Origin of the sequence: Streptomyces enissocaesilis, from assembly GCF_039533765.1 — a bacterium.
Classification (GTDB): domain Bacteria; phylum Actinomycetota; class Actinomycetes; order Streptomycetales; family Streptomycetaceae; genus Streptomyces; species Streptomyces enissocaesilis.
In genome coordinates this window covers 78,919-96,440 of sequence record NZ_BAAAUD010000053.1, presented here as the reverse complement: position 1 = coordinate 96,440, position 17,522 = coordinate 78,919, and the positions used below count along the sequence as shown (strand labels likewise).

Sequence of the window (17,522 nt, the reverse complement as noted above, 5' to 3'; positions counted from 1 at the left end):
CCCTGTTCTCCCGTGGACTGTCCGGACCGGTGGACCGGCCGGCCGACTCGCGTCCGGACCAGCCGACGTTCACCGGCCCTCTCACACTGCTCCACGAACTCTACGAGAGGCCACTGACATCCGTACCCACGTTTGGATCAGCCGGCCGGTCACTCGGTACGGGTCACGAGGACCGCCCAGACCGTCTTGCCGCCGGGATGGTGGGGGCGCCAGCCCCAGCCGTCGGCGAGCGCCTCGACGAGGAGCAGGCCGCGTCCGCCCTCGCCGTCTCCGGCCTCACTGTCCGGCGGCGGCGCGGGGAGGTGGTCGCCTCGCGCGTCGGTGACCTCGACCAGGAGACACGTGGGGTCGAGCGTCAGGTCGAGGCGGGCCTTGCGGCCCCGCACCCTGCCGTGCAGGGCGGCGTTCGCGGTCAGCTCGGCAATGATCAGGCGCGCGGCGTCGGTGGTCCCGGTGTCCGGCGGCAGGTGCGGGACGAGGGCGCGTTCGGCGGCGAGCCGGGCGGTGTGCGCACCGTGTTCCGTGGTGGCGAAGAGGACGCTGAAGCCGAAGTCGCCAGTGGACGTGTCCGGTTCGCGGGTCGCGACGGCTGATTCCGTTTCCTTGTTCACCTCACCGAGAGTGGTGTCCCGGATCTACGGTGGGGAGTGTCCGAGACGGTACGGAGGGTGACTGTCCGGCCGTACGGGCAGGCTGTACGGGTCGCGGTCGCCGTTGTCCGGGCGTACGGCCGTGACCTCCGGCGACGGTGGCCGGTGAGGCGGCTCGGCGACAAGTGGGGGCGTGATGGCGGCACGACCGGAGCGGGAGGCCGGGGACCGGGCGGGCTCGGAGGAGACGGCGGATCTGTTCCGCGCCGTCGGGCGCATGGTCAAGGCGGCCCGGGAGCGGGCCGGCATGAGCCAGAAGGAACTGGGCGAACGGGTCGGGTACAGCGAGGAGCAGATCTCGTCCATCGAGCGGGGACGGCGGACGCCGCAGCCGGGTTTCCTGATCGCGGTCGATGAACTGTTGGCGTGCGGTGGGTTGTTGGCGGCCGTGACGGATGATGTGGAGCGGGCGAAGGAGCGGCGGCGGGTTCGGCATCCGGAGTGGTTCCGGGACTATGCGCGGCTTGAGGCGGAGGCGGTGGAGCTGCATGACTACAGCTCTCTCGCCATTCCGGGGCTGCTCCAGACAGAAGCCCACGCGCAGGTGGTCTTCCGTACGCGGCAACCGCTCCTGGACGAGGAGACGGTCGATCAGCGCGTCGCGGCCCGACTGGAACGCCAGAAGTTGTTCGAGCGCTGGCCTCCACCGTTCACGACGTTTGCCATCGAAGAATCTGTATTGCGGCGCCCCCTCGGTGGGTGGGACGTTCATTACGAACAGCTGGAGACGCTGCTCAGGTTCGGCAGATTGCGTAGCGTCGAACTACAGGTGCTCCCGATGGAGCGCGAGGAGCACCCCAGCCTGGGCGGGCCCTTCATCATGCTGACGCCGAAGGACAGGCCGCAAGTGGCATACCTGGAGGTCCAGCACATCAGCCGCCTGATCACCGACCCCACCGAGGTTCGTATCCTTGCGGCACGCTACGGCAGCCTCAGGGCGCAGGCGCTCACTCCGCGCCAGTCCCTTGACCTGATCGAGAAGATGCTGGGAGATCGATGAACAGGGAACAGCCCGCAAAGTTGGATTGGTACAAGAGTAGCTACAGCAGCGGCGAGGGCGGCGCGTGCGTCGAGGTTGCCGCCGACCGCTCTGCCGTCCGCGTGCGGGACTCCAAGGAACGCGGCGGCCCTCAGCTCGCGTTCGCGCGCGACGCCTGGGCAGGGTTTCTCGGTGAGCTCGGAAGGGCTCGGTAGTCGCCCTACTCACATGGGGCGACGTGTCCCCTACCCGGCGGCGGCTCCAGGAATACCTGGCACCCGCCGCCGGTGTACGCCTCTCTCCCAGTTCGGAACACCCGAGAAGGACGCTCACGGCACGGTTCACTCCGTGACCCCAGCCTCCTGTTCCCCGGTCCTTCGGCCTTCGGGCTCCGTCTGCCCAGGCTTCCACCCGGCGGCCGCCATACGCCGCACGAACTCGGCGTGCGCAGACCGGAGTTCCTCGCGACGGTTGGCCCGGTAGAGCGGGCCGGTGTATCCCTCGGGCACGTTCGCACCGCCTTCGGGGAAGTCCGGGTGCGCGCTGAGCTGCCTCCAGGCGTCACGTGGCTGACCGAAGCCGTGGGCCTGGTGGGCCTTGGCGATACGGCGGCCGGCGGCGTCGAACCACATGTTCTCCTCGTACTGTTCGAGGATCGGGAAGCGTGCGTTGTACATAGCAATCAGCTCCTCCGCCTTGATGCCGAGCCAGACTGCGACGAGCGCATCAATCTCTACGAGGGCAGCGCGGCGGGCGAACTCGGAGCGGAAGGGCGTGGAGCGTTTCCAGGCAGGACCGATTCCGTCGGTAATATCCAGCGCATCCTTCGGCCACACACTGGCGGCAGCCCAGGAGTCCTTGCCCCAGGCCGGATCGTAGAGCGATTGCCAAAGCCCGGCGTAGGAGTTGACTTGGGCATTCAGGCGGAGAGTGCGCAAGAGGAGGGCTGAAGCCAGCGGATGCCCCAGGCTCGGCGCGGGCATAGTGCTCGCATCCGCTACATCAAGGTGACCACGGCCCGAACTCCGCAAAAAGTAGTCGAGCGGCAGTGACGACATGAACCCTGTGACGAGCACCGTCTGCCGATCATCAGCCAAGGAGCAGCTGCGCACAGTATGGACATGTGTTGTCCCCGGCGGAACGAGAGCAGCATAAAGCGATCGCTCAGTATCCGAAGCGATCATCTCCCGCCACGCTACTCGGAAGAACTCCGAGTAAGGCCGCGAGGCCACCGCCCGCAACAACGCCTCCGTGGCCTGCTCCAGCCCTTCGCCTTCCAGGTCGGGATTTCCAGCGAGGACATCAGCCTCGGCTGCCGCAACTGCTGCCGGATCCTGTTGGAGCTGCGCAAGGCGGCCATGATCAACCCAGCGGTCCTGCGCGGCACGGAATCGTTCTTCAGTGGCGGTCCGCCGATAGTTCGTACGCGGAACCACATCGTCTGGCATGGCCAAGTGATTCCACAGCTCGTATCCGTTGACGCTTCTCGCACCACTCTCTGGCGGTTGCCTGTGCATCGGCGTAGCGACGCTGATGAGCGGGCCCTGCAAGATGACGTCATTCCAGGTCTCGGCCCGACCGGGGGTCCACTCGAAGTAACCAGCCACTCGGTCATTCTTCTCATCGAACCCACGACTGATGCGAGGCCCCATGCCTCCGAGGCGATGCGTCCAGCGGGAAAGAACTGTGATGACCGCCTCTTCTTTGTCGGTGACAGGGAACAGCAACTTCGCAGAGTCGGCCCGGCTAGATACGGCTTCACCCGAAAGCTTCTGCCACGCGGCCAGCCGGTCCTTGTCCACAAAGATCACACGCGCAGGGTGGGCTAGCTCATCCCAGACACCGTTGTGCTTGATGCCTGGAAGTCTCTTCTTCTTGCCATTCTCGATGTCACGAAGAGAGCCGAGAAGCGTGTCAGGGTGATGTAGCCAGCTCATGTGCTGGAACCCGATCTCTCGGTCGCGACCGTACACCTGCACGCTGAAGTGGCTGCTGTGGCCAACAGGTTCCGCGAAGAGTCGGAGCTGGTTCGTGAAATCTGCATGGAACCGCAGATGCCGATATGCGGCTCTCCGTAGCGCGACTTCCTTCCCACCCGTCAGGTGCGTCGAAGGATGCACCAAGCCCGCCGCCCCGCGCTCACCTGTCGCTCGCCATGTGGTCAGCATGAATGCGCGGTACAGATCCGGCTGCGTCCCTACAAGCTCGAGATAAGTGTCCGGTGAAGCCAGGAATCCCGACGCCGCCGCGTGCGTGGCCAGCTCCCCAAGAAACGTCCCCCGCGCTTTCGCCCGCGCCAGCAGCCCATCCTTGCGCTCGGTCCACTCCTCCGTCGAGACATGCTCAGCCAGCTCGAACCACGGCTCGAACTCCGCCAGGACCCCGCTCTCCTTCCACTCCTGCTTCACCCACGGCGGGTTCCCCACCATCACGTCGAACCCGCCGTCCGCGAAGACGTGCGCGAAGCTCAACTCCCAGTGGAAGAAGCCTCGCTCACGAGCGATCTTCTGCGCGACCTGGAACCACGGGAAGTAGTCCCCCAGGTTCGACGCGTGCGTCCACGCCGACTGCTCGGCCATGAACGCGTCCAGCTCACGCTCCTTGGCGTCCAACTCCCGGAGGTTCGTCACCCCGCTGAACTCGACCAGCGCGGCCTGCCGGTCGTCCTCCCCCTGCTCGACGTCGATCCGCCCCACCACCGCCTCGGCGAACTCGATCCAGTCCTCCAGGTTCCGCAGCGGTACCCGCCGGTCTCCGGACCCCTTCGGTGCCTTGGTGAGATCCTTGCCGTCCTCCACGTAGTCCGGTGCCGACCCGTCGAGGAGCCCGATCTGCTCCAGCGGCCAGAACCACAGCGCGCACCAGGCGTCCATGACCTGCTTGACCCGCCAGTACGGGGTTCCCTCGACGGTCAGCGCCTGCCGTACCGCGTCGCGGTCCATGACCGGATCGCGCACGGTCCCGCCCTCCGGGGCCACCGTCTCCTCCAGCCCCCACACGTCGATGGACCGCGAGATCTCCTGCTCCGACAGCTCGAGCCGCAGCGTGACCAGGTCCCACAGGTACTCGACCCGCTGGGCGAGCCGCCGCAACCGCGTCGTCTGTGCGATCTGCTTCTTCTCCTCAGCCCGTTCCTCCTGCCGGTCAACGTTCTTCACGGCCCGCAGGCCACGCCCGCCCCCGCTCCCCGCCGCACCGAACGTCAGCTGCTTCGGTTCGGCCGCGAACCCGTCCAGTACCCCCTGCTCGGGCTCGGCGGCACCGAAAAGATCAGCCGAGAACAGCGTCTCCCCCGCCTGGTCCGCCTCCCGCGCCTTCTCCAACTTCTTCGCCGCCTCGGCCTTCGCGTCCCGCGGCTGTTTGCGCACCTCACCGCCCTCAGGCGCACGCCTCATCTTGCCGCGCCACTTCTGCAGCCGTTCGATCAGCTCTGGATCGAGCCAGTCCGCGACCTTCCCGTCGACGACCGCCCGTACCTTCTGGTCCTCGGCGCCCTTCCTGGGCCTCCGCAGCGACACCTTCTCGCCGATCGACCCCCACCCCAGCGCCGGCAGCAGGAACTGGTGAACGGACCCTCCGGGAATCGCCGTTCCCATGGCCACACTGCGCGGACGCTGTTGCTCCCGCGCGTTCAGCCAGCCGCCCTCCTTGAGGGTCTTCCCCGGGTAGACCCGGCGGACGGCCCCCACCAGCGAATTGCCTCGATGCAGATGAAGCCCGTACCAGGGTGCCCGCATCCCCGGGTACATGGTGTTGAGCCACAGCGACACCTCGGCGAGCTCGACGGCCGTGTCGTTGAGGTCGATGCCGTACGCGTTGTGCAGCGCGATGTACGCCTTAACCTTCTGCAGTTCGCGCTGGTACCGGTCCGGCTCGATCTCCACGCCCCGCTCGCGCTCGGCGAGTTTGAGGTACAGCTCGGCGATCTGGTTGACCGCCTCGTTGAGGAACGCGCCGGACCCGAGGGCCGGTTCGCACACCCGCCACTTCAGGACCTCGGCCGCGGTGATACCGGACTGCCGCAGCAGCCGATCCCAGGTCTCCTTGTCCGCCCGGTCCGCGCTCGCGGGGAGCTTCGGGTCGATACGGCCGTCCTCGTCGAGCCGGAACCGCAGCGTCTGCTCCACCGTCGCCTTGGTCAGCGACTCCGGTGTGTAGTAGGAGGCGCTGGTCTGCCGGTCGCGGCCGGCCAGGCGGTAGACGTAGCTGCCGACCGGGTACGGCACGGCCTTCGTCTCGCCCGTCTCCGGGTCCACACCGGTCTTGACGAAGACCGTGCCGTCGGGGCCGTCGGCGTACCGGCCGGAGTTGACCTGTTCCTCGCCGATCAGCCAGGAACCGTCCTTGGGGTCGCCGCCCTTGGCCACCTCGTACAGCGGGGTCTCGGCGATGAACCCGGTGTACGACATCAGCCGCTCGTAGACCGAACCGAGGTGGTTGATGCTGAGGTTGGCGTAACTGATGAACCCGCCACGGCCGCGCGGCCCCTGTCCCTCGGTGAGGGTGAGGCGGCGCAGCACCCTGTGCAGGACGGAGTTGCGCAGGCGGAGGTCGAGGTCAGCCGGGGCGGGTGAACCGTCGGCGCGGGACGGGTACGGGTAGGTGAGGCACTGGCCGACGAGCTTTATCGACTCGGGGTCGAACAGCTTGGAGCGCAGGGCCTCGATGCGTACGCCTTCGCCTCCGTCGTCCTGGGCGAGCTTCGCGCGTTCCGCCGAGGCGACCAGCTCCGGGCTCGTGGCAGTGGCCAGCTCCTCGCGGCTGCGGACGGTGTCGGCGACCGGGTGGCCGGAGAAGACCTTCTCGAAGAGCAGGGCGAGGGATTCGTGGAAGTGGTAGCCGCGGTGCGAGCTGGTCGGCAGCTTCTCGCGGACGACGAGTTCGCGGAGGCGGGCGACGCTGTAACCGGTGGCGTACTCCGGACCCTTGACCGGGAGGATCTCCAGCTCGGGGCGGGCCTCGGCGTAGAGGAGGAAGAGGATGCGGTAGAGGTAGCGCAGGGCCTCGGTGGTGAGGACGCGGGGCAGGTCGTCGCGTTCCTTCAGGACGTGCGGCAGCCATTCCTGGAGGTCCTCGGGGCGAACGCCCTGCTTGTCGGCGCGGTCGAGGACCTCGTTCGCGATCAGCTGGACGGCTTCCTGCAGGCCCGCCCGCAAATCCTTGGTGACGCCTTCGGAGTGGTCCCGGGACTGTGTGAGCAGCCGCGTCATGTCGTCGTCGCCGTCCTCGCGGGGGCGCAGCGAGGGGGCGCCGAAAAGCCAGGCGGCGACGTCGAGTTCACCGGCGTTCGTCGCGGACTTCTCCGCCTTGCGGGACAGTGCGGTGTCCAGCTTGACCGCGAGGTGACGGCCTCGGGAGAAGTCGCCCTTGGAGGCGAGGACCATCACGCCGCCGAACAGCAGGACGGCGTACTTCGGGGCGTCGTCGCAGGAGAGCAGCCAGGCGGCGAGGTCGGTGACGGTGCGCAGGGTCTTGGCCGGGCCGGCCTTCACCTGGGCGGGGAGCCGGTTGGCGTGGCCGTCGCCGGTGGTGTGGTCGAGGTCGTCGGCGTAACCGCCGGTCAGGACGACGACGCCCGGTTCGCTGTGGGCGACGGGGACGGCGACCGGGCCGGCCGCGCCGTACAGGGTGAGGTGGCCGGGGTTCGGCTCGAAGCCGAGGCCCTTGAGGACCTGCCGGTGCCAGGTGGCGAGGGCGGCCCGCCACTCGTCCTCGGGTGTCTCGGGCCGCTCCGGATTGTCGCCGTCCGGGTCCGCGCCCGTGAGCGGCTGGAACGCCGGAGGTCCGTCGCCTTCGGCGGAGGTGAGGACGCCCGCCGCGGCTTGCTGCGCGGCGACAGCTCGTACGTCGGGCTGTTCGGAGTACTTCTCCGCGCCCGAGGCGAGCAGGTCGCGCACCTTGAAGTACGGGCCGCTGAGGTCGCGCAGCCCCTGGCGCGGGGTGTGCTCGCCCTGCCGTTCGGCGGCGGACCAGCGCTTGAGGGGACCGTCCTTGAGCTCCTTCGGCAGGATCTCGTCCAGGTAGAAGGAGGGGAAGTACTGGCCCGCGTTGACCAGGGAGTCGAACGTCACGCCTGCTGCTCCTGCCGGGGTTCGTTGCTGTGGATGGTGACCGTGTGCCACCGCGGAGCGGGAGGGTGGAGATCGGGGAAGGCCGGGGACACGCACCCGGAGGCGCGAGTCATGAGCTGGGCTCCAGTACGGCCAGGACGCGGACCATCGGGTCTCCGGTGGTCCGCAGCCGCTCGGCGGTCTCTCGTAGAAGGTCGGCCTGTGAGGTGCGTTCCTCGCGGCGCTTACCCGTCCCGGCCCCGGGAAGTTCCTCCTGCTGCCACCGCTCGACCTTCGTCCCGAACTTCCGCAGGGGCTCGTCCACACGAGCATCGGCGACGGACCGCAGCGCGCCCATCGCGTTCCGGGTCGCCTCCACGGCCGCCGGGACCATGGGCTGGAGGGCGCCGGGATCGCTGGGTCCGAAGTGGTCGTCCATCGGCTTGTCCGGGTCTATGCCCAGCTCGGCCAGGGACACCAGGTCGGGGTCGGCCGCCTGCTTCTGGTCGCGTGTCTCACGGATGATGTGCCGCACCCGCGGTGTGCCTCCGGCCAGTTGGTCCACAGCAAGCCAGCCCACGGCGGTGGGACGGCCCTCGGCGTTGGACCAGACGCCCTGCATGAGGAACACCGGCTCCGGCACCAGATCGCGGTCCACCTGAAGGACCAGCGCCTGCCGCCGGCCGAACTGGACGAGCACCTTGTCGGTGATCCACTCGATGACGGGGTGCAGCTCGCCCACGTAGTGAACGTCCGGCCACAGCGACAGGGAGCCCTTGGACTCGCGGGCGCGCTTGAGCGCGTCGGTGCCGTGGTCGCGACTGAAGGTGAGCTTCATCCGGTGGGTGATGTTCTGCTCACGCAGGTACCCCGGCGGCAGCACGTCGAGCCGGTCGGCCAGGTCCTCGGGCGTACGGAACGACAGGTCCTCGCCGTCGACGGCCGCCTCCAGCCGGAATGCCTCGACGTCCGCCAGTTCCGCGAGTCCGGCCTCGACGTAGGAGGAGCGGTCGGGGAAGAGGCGCAGTTCGTGGTGGAGCGGGAGGGGCCCGGTGTCCGGGTCACCGTCGGCGTGCGCGGAGCCTGAGCCGGCGCCACCAGGCGCGTCTGCGGAACCCTTCCCGGGCACCGCAGCGGGTTCCCCGGTCGCGTCCGACGGGGAATCGAGGTCGTCGAGGAGGTCGTCGTCCCCGATCGCGAAGTCCTCGTCCTCGAAGCCGTCGAAATCGTCCAGACCGCTGAAGTCCCCACCCTCGGCGGCGTATTCGTATCCCGGACCGTCCGTACCGAACTCCCCGTACAGCTGCTGCTCCACCGGCCGGTCCACCAGCGCCGATCCGGGGCCTTCGGCGTCCAGTGCATCCGGATCCGTCTCCAGACCGGCGACCGCCTGCTCCGGGGTCTCGCCCTGGAACAGCGACTCCATCAGGCGCTTCTCCTCCAGCTCCCAGTCGTTCGTCACGGTCGCGGCCTCCACCGCGCCGAGGACGGAGTGCACCTTCTGCTCCCGCGCCATGACCTTCTCGGCGACGGTCGTGTCGTCCAGGGCCCCGTCGACGGCCGTGGTCAGCAGCATGGCCCGGAACTCGGGCGGGTCGACCTGCCCGTAACGGTCGATACGGCCGTTGCGCTGCTCGACGCGGATAAGACTCCACGGGAGATCCCAGTGCAGGAGGTGGTGGCACTGCCGGTGCAGGTTCACACCCTCGGAGGCGCCGTCGCCGGTCAGCAGGACGCGTACGTCGGTGCCGGCGCGGGCGAACTCGTCAACGAGTTCCTGCTGTTGGGCATCGGACGCCGAACCGCTGAACATCGTCCGTACGGCGGCTTCGGCGGCTTTCTCGGTCTTCCAGCCGAGCAGCGGCGGCAGGACCGCACCGAGCCACTTCAAGGTCTCGTGGCGCTCGGAGAACACCACCGCGCGGGTGGAGCTGCCCGCGCGCACGCCGATCCGCCGCAACTCGGCGACCAGACCCGCCAGCTTCGACGCGGTCGTGGGCCCCTTGGACGTGGGCAGTTCCCGGACGGTGGCTCGCTCGATGGCCCTGGCCAGGTCAGCGAGGCGCAGCAGGGACGCCAACTCGCCCACGGCTCCTTCGGCCCCGGTGTCCGGGCCGTCGATCTTGTCCTGCCCGGCCGGGAGCTTCGCGCCGAGCAGCGCGAGTCGGCTCTTGACCGTCGTGAACAGTGCACGGTGGGAGGAGAGGAACGACTTCAGCAACACGTACGGGAAGAGGTGGTCCGACCCCTTGCCACGCTGCTTCCCCTCGCTGCCGCCGCCGAGCAGGGCAGTAGCGTCGTCCGCCCTGCCCTGGCCGCCACCGAGCCAGTGCTCGGCGATCTCGGCGAAAACCCGCTCCTCCAGCTCGCTCGCCGGGCAGCGCACCGGGTAGGAGTCACCGCGCGGGGCCCAGTGGTCGGCGAGCTGCTCCTTGACCTCGCGGCTGGCCTTGGTGCGGCGCAGCATCACATGCCGCAGTTCCTCGGCCTTCGGATTCTTCGGGTCCTTGACCGCCATCGGGTCCAGGAGCCGGATCAGGCCGGTGAACGCGGGCATGTCGCCGTTGTGCGGGGTCGCACTCGCGAGGATCAGCGCGTCGGACTGGTGGGACAGCAGCTCGGCGACGCGGCGTCGGTCCGTACCCCTGTTGATGAGGTTGTGCGACTCGTCGATGACGACCGCGTCCCAGCGGACATCCCGCAACCAGGACTCGTAGCGGCCGCTGTTGCGCAGCATGTCGATGGAGACGATGACGCGCTGGTAGTACGTGAACGGGTTGCGCCCGGCGGGAACCTTCCGCTCGATCCGGGCGATGCCCGCACTGTCCAGGCGTACCAGCGGGATGGAGAACCGGGTCCACATCTCGTGCTGGAACTGCTCCAGGACGGCGGCCGGTGTCACCACCATGATGCGCTCGCCGCGCCCGCGCCTGATCAGCTCACCGAGCAGGATGCCGATCTCCAGGGTCTTACCGAGGCCGACGACGTCACCGATGAGGAGGCGCGGGCGCAGCGGGTTGGCGAGGGCCTTGGCCGCCGGCCGCAGCTGGTAGTCCATACGGTCGAGCAGATAGCCGTCGGTCAGGGCGAGACCGCGCTCACCCTGGGAGAGCGGCGTCTTGCGCAGGACCGCCTCGAGGAGCAGCCGGCCGCGCCGGAAGCCCGGCGAGAGATCCGCCACCAGCTCGGTCTCCTCGGGACGGAGGATCTTCGGCTCGTCGAGGGAAGTGAGAAAGATGGCCTCGTGGCCCCGCACCAGCTCTGACGCGCCCACCGCCTTGATCAGGTACTCCCCGGACCGGACCTCGTGGCTGTTGCGTACCAGCCACTCCTCGTCGCGGACCTCGATCACCGTCCCCGCGGGCGGGGCACCGTCGGTGAACGCGACGGAGCGGGGCGGGGGGCCGCCGGAGGTGTCGGGCATGGAGGCACTGTTCCTTTCGGACGGGGTACGGCGGATCGGTGGGCCGAAACCCGTGCGGTGGGTGTTGTTCGAAGCCTAGAGCTGGTGGCGGGCTGGAGGAACGTAAGCCGGCGGAATCCAGGACGGGGCCCCGGTCCCCCCACGACGTCGGTCCCGGGGTGACCGGCGTGCCGTGCCGTACCGGGGGGCGACCCGGCCTAGAGGCTTCCGCTGTGCGCGTACGCGCGCCGGAGGCGTTCGGCGACCTTGAGCGCCGGGCGCGGGACCGGGCGGGGTGTGACCGGGCGCCGCCGGTCCTCCGCCGGGGGGCTTACCGGCGGATCCGGCTGTGCGTGCTTGTGAACGGGATCGGCCGTCTCGGTGGAGTGCATCTTCGTCGGTTCGGGCGACGGGAGCGGGGCCGTCCGTGCCTCGCCGTCGTCGGGGACCGTGGGGGTGTAACGGGCGCGGTGCGTATCGTCGTGCGGGACGGCGTCCGCTGCGTCCGCCTCCTCACCCGGTTCCAGATCCAGGTCCGTGTCCGGGGACAGCTCGGCGAAGAGCCCGTCGTCGAGCCACGGGGCATCCGGCGCCGCGCCGTCGTCGACCGCGCGCTGCGCTTGCGCGCGGACCTGCGGATCGGGACCTTCGGCGATCGCCTTGACCGGCAGTTCGGGCGTCAGGCCGGCCGTGGCGACGATGTCCGCGAGCCGACGAGCGGCCGCCTCGTACGACAGCCCGTTCTTCGCCAGCATGGCGGACAGTTCGTGGCGTACGTCGAGCAGTTTGGGGCGCTGTTCCTCGGTGGGTGCGAACAGGCGCCCCAGCAAGGGCAGGAACTCCGCGGGGACGTCGTTCCAATCAGGCGCCCATGGGGCTGGAATCCCGGAGTACGGGGTCCGACCGGTCGCGGTGAAGAAGAGAGTGGACCCGATCGCGTAGACGTCTGCGGACGCCTTCACGTGCTTGGTGTCCTGGTACTGCTCCCACGGCATGAAGGCGGGGGTGCCCAGCGCCCAGCCCGTCTTGGTCAGCGCGTTGCTGAAGTCCTGCCGTTCGGCCAGGACCGCGAGGCCGAAGTCGAGAACGACCGGCCCATTCGGTCCGAGCACCACGTTCCCTGGCTTCAGGTCCCGGTGCAGGAGGCCTGCCCCATGGACGGACTCCAGTGCCTCCACCAGACCGAGCCCGAGGGCGGCCCACGCTCCCACGTCCTTGACGGGACCACCGTGCTTGACCTGCGTATCGAGGGAAGGTCCGGCGATGTACTCCATGGCGAGCCACGGCTCGGCAGCCTCGGGCGAGGCCCCGAGGAATGCCGGGATCCGCGGCCCGACCACGGTGCGGATCGCGTCCACCTCAGCGACGAACCGGGCCCGGTTCCGTTCGACCTTGGCCGCGTCGTCATCGGTCAGCAGCTCGGTCCGGATCGTCTTCAGCACGGCCAGCGAGTTCTCGCCCATAGAAACGGCGTCGGCATCGGCTATCCGGTATGCGGCCTCCCAGGAACCGTCCCAGCCGTCCAGCGGGAGACGTCGCGCGAGGTACGCCCGGCCCATGCCCCCCTGCCCCAGGAGGGCCAGCGTCTCGAAAGGACCGCGGACGCGGGGGTCGCGGTCGTAGTCCAGTGGCTCCATCGGCGCTCTCGTACCCCCGGCGAATCGGCTTTTGATCACCGATGGCCTGTGACCGGCTGCTCCCCTGGTCTCATTGATCGGGGACGGCGCGGACTAGCGGGGCGCCCGCCTGGCCGTACGGCTCGACGATCAGTCTACGGCGCGTGCTCACCGTGCGTGGCCTGGTAGGGCAAGAAGCCCTGGCGTCCTCGCTGGAGCAGATGCCAAGGAGGAAGCCGGCGAGCAGACGGTACTTCAGGGTTCCCGCTATGGCCGTGGGGGTGATGAGCACGTCCAGCCGTTCTCCGAACAACGCGCTCGTTGACCACAAGCGCTCAGGGGCGGTGAAGTCCCGTTGGAACAAGTCTTCAGCCGGTGCGGTCGATGGGTCGGGGAGGGTGGTGCGCACGCGTCTGCACAAAAAGCTCAAGCAGTACCGGTCCGCCCTCGACTCCGGTGCCGACCCCGCCCTGGTGACTGGCTGGATCACCGAAACCACCGCCCGCAAAGAAGCCGCCCAGCGGCAGCTCATCAAGATCGCGGGCGCCGCCGGGCGGGCCCTCACGGAGGATGAGATCACCAAGATCGTCCGAGAGCTCGGCCAGATCGACGACCTCATCCGCCAGACCCCCGTTCCGGGGAAAATGAAGATGTACACCAATCTCGGCGTCACGCTCCGCCACAACGCACGAACGCGGGCCGTGACACTTCAGTCACAACCCGCGCTCGACATGTACGTATTCCAGTGTCCGAGGGGGGACTTGAACCCCCACGCCCGATAAAGGGCACTAGCACCTCAAGCTAGCGCGTCTGCCATTCCGCCACCCGGACCAGGTGGTCGGCCCCGGTTTCCCGCGGCGACATGGAAAACAATACCAGGGGTTCGGGGTGGCTTTCACCTGCGTATTCCATGGTCAGTGGCTTGCGGCGGCCCCGCTCGGCCCGGCCTCGCCGTCGTTCCGCCGCCGTGCGCACCGCGTGTCGCCGCCCGCGCACGCGTAGCGTTCGGGTGGTGACTCATGGATACGGATCCGGTGGGCGCGGGTGCCGTCGGGACCGGCTGCGGACCGGCGGCGGGCGGTACGGGTGCGGGGCCCGGGAGGATTCCGGGCCCCGCACCCGTACCGTGTCGCGCCGTACCGTGCCGTGCCGTGGGTATCAGTCGCCGCAGCGGCCCTCGCGGAGCGAGTGCAGGTGCTCGCTGGACTTGCGGGCGAAGGCGAAGGACTCGGCGGGGTTGTCGTGCTCGGCCTGCCAGTGGTGGTACGTGCGGCCGCGGCGGGAGTGCCTGGTGACCGCCGACAGGAACTTCTTGTAGTCGATGTCGCCGTCGCCGACGTCGGTCATGCGGTAGCCGTCGCGGGCCGTGTTGTCCTTGATGCCGTCCTTGACGTGGAACAGCGGGTAGCGCTCGGGCTGGTCGAGGACGTACTTCAGCGGGTCGAAGGGAGCGGGGGTGCCGTCCGCCCTCCTGCCGAAGCGGAACTGGCCGGCGTACGCCCAGTAGATGTCCATCTCCAGGTACACGAGGCCGGGGTCGGTCTCGGCGAGCAGGACGTCGTAGAGGCGGACGCCCGGCTTGTCGGTGGCGAAGGAGAACTCCTCGGCGTGGTTGTGCTGGTAGAACTTCATGCCGCGCTCGCGGGCCGCCGCGCCGTAGGTGTTGAAGTCCTCGGCGGCGCGCTTCCAGCCGTCGACGGTGGAGCCGTAGCGGAACGGTCCGGACGCGGTGCCGATGTGCTTGAGGCCGAGGGCCTGGGCGTCGTCCATGACCTGGGTGAGGCTGGTCGCGAAGGAGTACGCCTTGGGGTCGGACGAGTAGTAGTTGACGTGGCTGCCGATGGGGTTGAGGCCGTGGTCCTTGGCCAGCCGCCTGAGCTGGGCGAGGGTGATGGGGCCCGCGGACCCCTGGGTGTACCCGGCGAGTTCGATCTCGTCGTAGCCGTACTTCTCCAGTTCGGCGAAGACGGGGGCGAAACCGAGGGTGGAGACCTTGTCGCGGAGGCTGTAGAGCTGGATGCCGAGGCGGCCGGGGGGCAGGACGGGGCGGCCCTTGCCCCGGTCCGTGCCGGCCGCGGCGGCCGGGCCCATGCCGAGGAGGGCTGCCGCGGTGGCGCCCGCCGCGACACCGAGGACGTTGCGGCGGCTGAGTCGGTGGGCGAGCTCGGGGTCGTGCGGGGTGCGGCTCATGGGTCTCACGGTGGAACTCCCTTGGTCAGTGCAGTCCGGCAAGCTGAAGGAGCAGGGCTTTCACATCGGTGGCCGCGACACGGCCCTCGACGGCGCGGGGGGTGGAGCACAGGATGAGCGGACCGTCCTCGTCACGCTCGGGCAGGCGGCCGTGGCTGCCGCGCACGGGTGAGGGGTCGAGGGGCACGACCGCCATGCGGTAGCGCATGCCCAGCTTCTTGCGGGCGAGGGCCTTGGCCGCCTTGACGCGTACGTACGGGTCCTGGGGGTCCATGAAGAGCTCGACGGGGTCGTAGCCGGGCTTGCGGTGGATCTCGACGAGCTGGGCGAAGTCGGGCGCCTTCGCGTCGTCGAGCCAGTAGTAGTACGTGAACCAGGCGTCGGGTTCGGCCACGGCGACCAGTTCGCCGGAGCGCGGGTGGTCGAGGCCGTGCGCCTTCTTGCCCGCGTCGTCGAGGAGTTCACCGATTCCCTCGACGTCCTTGAGGGCCTCGCGTACGGCCGCCATGTTCCCGGGGTCCTCGGGCCTGCGCACGTAGACGTGCGCGAGCTGGTGGTCGGCGACGGCGAAGGCGCGGGAGGTCATGGGGTCGAGGTACTCCATGCCGTCCTGGGTGTGGACCTCCAGGAGGCCGGCGCGGCGCAGGGCCCGGTTGATGTCGACGGGGCGGCTGACGCGGGTGATGCCGTATTCGGAGAGGGCGACGACCGTGCGGCCCTCGGCCTTCGCGTCGGCGAGCAGGGGGGCCAGGGCCGTGTCCAGGTCGGTGGCCGCCCGGTGGGAGCGGGGGTCGTCGGGGCCGTACCGCTGGAGGTCGTAGTCGAGGTGCGGGAGGTAGCAGAGGGCCAGGTCGGTGGGGCGGGTGCGGAGGATGTGGCGGGTGGCGTCGATGATCCACCGGGAGGAGACGATGTCGGCGCCCGGGCCCCAGAAGTGGAAGAGGGGGAACGTGCCGAACATGTCGGTGAGTTCGTCGTGGAGCGCGGGGGGCCTGGTGTAGCAGTCGGGTTCCTTGCGGCCGTCGGCGTAGTAGACGGGGCGCGGGGTGACGGTGATGTCGGTGTCGGCGCCCATCGCGTACCACCAGCAGATGTTGGCGACGGTGTAGCCGGGGTGGACGCGGCGGGCTGCGTCCCAGATCTTGTCGCCTTCGACCAGTCCGTTGTGCTGGCGCCAGAGGAGTACCTCGCCGATGTCGCGGAAGTACCAGCCGTTGCCGACGATGCCGTGCTCGGCGGGGAGGGCGCCGGTGAGGAAGGTGGACTGGGCGGCGCAGGTGACGGCGGGCAGGACGGTGCCGAGGGCGGCCCGGGAGCCGGACCGTGCGAGGGCCTTGAGGTGCGGCATGCGGTCGAGGAGCCGGGGGGTGAGGCCGACGACGTCCAGGACGAGGAGCGGGGTGGGCTTCCGGGCGGGAGCGGGGCTCATGGCAGCTCCTTGAGGCCGAGGTCGGTCAGCAGGTCGCGGGCGAGGGTCAGTTCGGCGGCGATGCCGTCGGCCAGCTGGGTGCGGGTGCGGGGGCGCAGCTCGGGCGGGAGCGCCTGCCAGGTGTACGTCTCCACCTCCAGGTGGCGGGTGAGCGGCTCCGGGCCGCCGACGAGGCGGGTGAGCGCGTCCTGGAGCACGGGGAGGGTGGAGGTGAGCGGCGGGGCGGGCGGGGCGTGCAGGGGTACGTGGAAGTGGGCGCGCCAGGGGGCGCCGTCGGGCAGGGCGCCGCCGGTGAGGGCCTCGTCGAGGTCGTCGGTGCCGCGCAGGCCGGTGGTGAACGGGGGCTCCCCCGCTCGCGGCCGTTCGAGAGCGTGGGGAAGGGTGCGGGTCTGGTGCAGGAAGCGGGGTTCGGCGAAGGCGGCGAGGGCTTCGCGTACTGCAGGGAGGTGGGGTTCCTCGGCGTGCAGGGCGGCGGAGAGCTGGGCCTTGGCGATGGTGATCCCGGCGGCGGTGAGCGCGCCGAGGGCGGTCGCCGGGTCCTCGAAGGAGGTGGCGAGGTGGCAGGTGTCGACGCAGACGCCGATGCGCGGGGTGGCCAGGTCGGTGAGCGGGCCGATGGCGTCGGCGGTGGTCTCGACGATGCAGCCGGGCTCCGGTTCGAGGCCGACGCGGAGGGACTTGCCCGTCAGCTCCTCCAGGGCGTCGAGGCGTTCGGCGAGGGTGGTGAGGGCCGTGCGGGCGGTCTCGGCGCGGGCCGTGTCGAAGGGGGTGCGCCAGGCGATCGGGAGGGTGGAGACGGTGCCTTCGGTGACGTCGTCCGGCAGGAGCGCGGCGAGCAGGCGGGCGAGGTCGGTGGTATGGGCGAGGCGCTCGGGGTCGGTCCAGTCCGGTGTGTAGACGCGGTACTTGACCTCTCCGGCGCCGAACCCCTCGTACGGGAAACCGTTGAGGGTGACGACTTCCAGGCCGCGCCGGTCCAGTTCGGCGCGCAGGCCGCGCAGGGTCGCCGGGTCGTTGGTCAGGGTGCGCGCGGCGTCCTTCGCGAGCCACAGGCCGATGCCGAGGCGGTCGCGGCCGAGGCGTCTGCGGACGGGTTCGCAGTGGTCGCGGAGCTGGGCGAGTACGCCGTCGAGGGTCTCCGCGGGATGGACGTTGGTGCAGTACGCGAGGTGGACGGTGGAGCCGTCCGGGTGGCGGAAGCGCAT

Annotated in this window: 10 protein-coding genes and 1 tRNA gene; 3 read left to right on the top strand and 8 right to left on the bottom strand. The window is 69.5% G+C overall.

The features are described 5' to 3' along the window. Positions 1–149 precede the first annotated feature (149 nt). Positions 150–611 (bottom strand): ATP-binding protein, encoded by a 462-nt coding sequence (locus ABD374_RS27705; protein WP_344498639.1) that lies wholly within the window; start codon positions 609–611, stop codon positions 150–152. A gap of 175 nt (positions 612–786) precedes the next feature. Here ABD374_RS27705 and ABD374_RS27700 point away from each other — a divergent pair, with 175 nt between their 5' ends. Next, positions 787–1,650: a helix-turn-helix domain-containing protein gene (locus ABD374_RS27700; RefSeq protein WP_344498637.1), complete on the top strand. Its 864-nt coding sequence runs from the start codon at positions 787–789 to the stop codon at positions 1,648–1,650. Beyond that, on the top strand, positions 1,647–1,844 hold the full coding sequence (locus tag ABD374_RS27695) for a DUF397 domain-containing protein (protein WP_344498635.1): 198 nt from the start codon (positions 1,647–1,649) through the stop codon (positions 1,842–1,844). The genes ABD374_RS27700 and ABD374_RS27695 overlap by 4 nt, the downstream gene beginning before the upstream one ends. A 126-nt stretch (positions 1,845–1,970) precedes the next feature. Here the strand turns inward: ABD374_RS27695 and ABD374_RS27690 are convergent, their stop codons facing one another. The 3 genes from ABD374_RS27690 to ABD374_RS27680 all read right to left on the bottom strand — a co-directional run bounded on the left by ABD374_RS27690 (position 1,971) and on the right by ABD374_RS27680 (position 12,719). Beyond that, a complete protein-coding gene (locus tag ABD374_RS27690) occupies positions 1,971–7,700 on the bottom strand; it encodes an Eco57I restriction-modification methylase domain-containing protein (RefSeq protein WP_344498633.1) in 5,730 nt (1,909 codons plus the stop codon). A 109-nt stretch (positions 7,701–7,809) separates the two neighbouring features. After that, positions 7,810–11,103, bottom strand: a complete 3,294-nt coding sequence (locus tag ABD374_RS27685) for an SNF2-related protein (protein WP_344498631.1) — start codon at positions 11,101–11,103, stop codon at positions 7,810–7,812. 197 nt (positions 11,104–11,300) lie between these two features. After that, complete coding sequence (locus tag ABD374_RS27680; RefSeq protein WP_344498629.1) at positions 11,301–12,719, bottom strand: serine/threonine protein kinase; 1,419 nt, start codon at positions 12,717–12,719, stop codon at positions 11,301–11,303. Positions 12,720–12,862: 143 nt separating this feature from the next. Between ABD374_RS27680 and ABD374_RS27675 the strand changes: the two genes are divergently transcribed. Further along, on the top strand, positions 12,863–13,480 hold the full coding sequence (locus ABD374_RS27675) for a hypothetical protein (RefSeq protein ID WP_344498627.1): 618 nt from the start codon (positions 12,863–12,865) through the stop codon (positions 13,478–13,480). Here ABD374_RS27675 and ABD374_RS27670 read toward each other — a convergent pair. The 4 genes from ABD374_RS27670 to eboE form a co-directional block, all read right to left on the bottom strand. Next, positions 13,445–13,529, bottom strand: a tRNA-Leu gene (locus ABD374_RS27670). The two genes, ABD374_RS27675 and ABD374_RS27670, sit on opposite strands and share 36 nt — an antisense overlap. A 327-nt stretch (positions 13,530–13,856) precedes the next feature. Continuing rightward, complete coding sequence (locus ABD374_RS27665) at positions 13,857–14,888, bottom strand: sugar phosphate isomerase/epimerase family protein (protein WP_344498625.1); 1,032 nt, start codon at positions 14,886–14,888, stop codon at positions 13,857–13,859. 25 nt (positions 14,889–14,913) lie between these two features. Next, positions 14,914–16,317 (bottom strand): alkaline phosphatase family protein, encoded by a 1,404-nt coding sequence (locus ABD374_RS27660; RefSeq protein WP_344498623.1) that lies wholly within the window; start codon positions 16,315–16,317, stop codon positions 14,914–14,916. Further along, entirely contained in the window at positions 16,314–17,522 is a 1,209-nt protein-coding gene (gene eboE, locus ABD374_RS27655) for a metabolite traffic protein EboE (protein WP_344498621.1), read from the bottom strand. The genes ABD374_RS27660 and eboE overlap by 4 nt, the downstream gene beginning before the upstream one ends.